The following is a 1,951-nucleotide window of genomic DNA, read 5'->3' as shown; positions in this document are numbered from 1 at the left end:
AAACTTGCAAAGAGAACCATAAATGACCCTCATTAAAAACAATTGACGGAACCTCATCAAATAAGGAAAGAGGTTCGCACCGAACCAAAMCCCGACACCCATCAAACCCCCTCGGTACTCCGGAAAACCGAAGCGGGCATCGGACTGGCAATCATTGACTATAAAGAAGTAAGTAGTACAACACACTCTTGAGTTCTCAAACCACCACACACAGCCAACCCCGGAACCACACAAGAGCAGGAACCAGAAGCCGACCGGCAGCAAGAGATAAACATACACCAACCCACCCCGGCACGCAAACACACACGACAAAACCACCCCGGAAACGTTGCAAACACAACAATCCACCGGCGTGTCGAAAACAGGCCCAACAGGCCCCACAACCCCCAGCCTACCCACCTGGACACCACCACACACACCCCAACCAACACAATTCACCCACAACCAACCACACATTCACCCAACCAACCCAGACGACCACCCTCCGACGCGCTCCGCGCGCCACCTCCCGCCAGCGGGAGGAAACAACACACCACACACGAACACGCACCACACGAAACCACGCGAGCCACGAAACACGCCCCCGCCGGCGGGGGCTCCCGGCGAAGCCGGGTGGGGGTGGACCACCGGACGACCACGCGAACCACGCGCCCCGGACCACCCTCCGGCGCGCTGCGCGCGCCACCTCCCGCCAGCGGGAGGACACACACGCCACGAAACGCCACCCGCCAGCGGGAGGAACAAGGGTGACCACACACCACGGCACCCCACATCAGCACATACGAAAGATCCCCGGCTCCTAACGGAACCGGGGATCTCCAATCATCACGGCATCAGGTACCCGTGTTAACGACGACGCGGCTTGTAGCCCTTCTTACGGCTGTGGGGTTTCAGTTCCTGGTTGAGCGGAACGTGTCGGTAACTGGATTGCGGATCACGATGCGTCAAATGCCAGGTGCCGCAGAACTGGCAACGGTACACCCACAGTTCGGCACCGCGTTCGATGAAGCTCTGATCGGCGGCACGCTGCGCCTGGGCTTTGTCGTGATACATGATTTTATTCGATGTAGTGCAGCGCTTTGGCGTGAAGTAATGCATGAGTAGTCCCCGATTCGACGTCCGATTATCAGCAATGATAATCGAAGCCTCCAGTGTTCGCGGATTGCTGGGTGGTTTCTCCTGTTGACGTGTGGTGGCGCGGGGCGCGTCGGAGGGTGGTTCCCGGCATGCGTGCCTGTGGTCCGTGGGTCCACCCCCGCCCGGCTTCGCCGGGAGCCCCCGCCGGCGGGGGCGGCATCCCGCGCCTGCGTGCGTGTGGCGTGGGTGTGGTTTCCGGTGTGGTCGCGCGCGCGTGGTCCGGTGTTCCTCCCGCTGGCGGGAGGTGGCGCGCGGCACGCGCGTCGGAGGGTGGTCCGCCGGCGTGCCGGCGGGGGCGCGTGTGGTGGGTGGGTTCGGGTATGCGAAAACCCCCGGGAGCCGTGTGGCTCGACCGGGGGTCCTGTTCGTTGTGGTGCGGCGGCGTGCTACTCTCCCACATCCTCTCGGGTGCAGTACCATCGCCGTGCCAGGTCTTAGCTTCCGGGTTCGGAATGGGACCGGGCGTCTCTCCTGGGCTATGACCGCCGCAAATCTTCAATTATCAAAGGGAATCCCCTTTGAACGCTGGTGGTTTGGGGACCGGATGGTGGACGCTGTTGATTGGTTCTGTTGTGACCACGGTTCGTGTTGCTCCGTGTCGCGTGTATCCGCAGAAAGAGGTCGATGCCGTCCCAACATGGTTGGGATGTGTGTGTCGCGCTTCCCCGTTAGTACCGGTCGGCTCCACCCCTCGCGGGGCTTCCACGTCCGGCCTATCGACCACGTGTTCTACATGGGGGGTCACGGGCTTCGAAAAGCCCAGGGAATACTTATCTTGGAGCGGGCTTCCCGCTTAGATGCTTTCAGCGGTTAT

General features: G+C 61.4%; 1 protein-coding gene and 2 rRNA genes. All 3 read right to left on the bottom strand.

Going from position 1 to position 1,951, the window contains the following annotated elements:
* Positions 1–846 precede the first annotated feature (846 nt).
* A complete protein-coding gene (locus tag BSTEL_RS09385; protein WP_034529946.1) occupies positions 847–1,098 on the bottom strand; it encodes a hypothetical protein in 252 nt (83 codons plus the stop codon).
* Positions 1,099–1,510: 412 nt separating this feature from the next.
* Positions 1,511–1,627: ribosomal RNA gene (gene rrf / locus BSTEL_RS09380) — 5S ribosomal RNA — on the bottom strand.
* A gap of 158 nt (positions 1,628–1,785) precedes the next feature.
* Positions 1,786–1,951 (bottom strand): 23S ribosomal RNA (locus tag BSTEL_RS09375); the annotation flags it as partial.

Source organism: Bifidobacterium stellenboschense (genome assembly GCF_000741785.1).
GTDB lineage: Bacteria > Actinomycetota > Actinomycetes > Actinomycetales > Bifidobacteriaceae > Bifidobacterium > Bifidobacterium stellenboschense.
Note: the sequence above shows the minus strand (reverse complement) of the source record. Positions and strands in the feature narration are given on the sequence as shown.

Excerpts from the sequence above, each read along its gene's own strand:
- BSTEL_RS09385 (WP_034529946.1), bottom strand. The coding sequence starts at position 1,098 with ATGCATTACTTCACGCCAAAGCGCTGCACTACATCGAATAAAATCATG.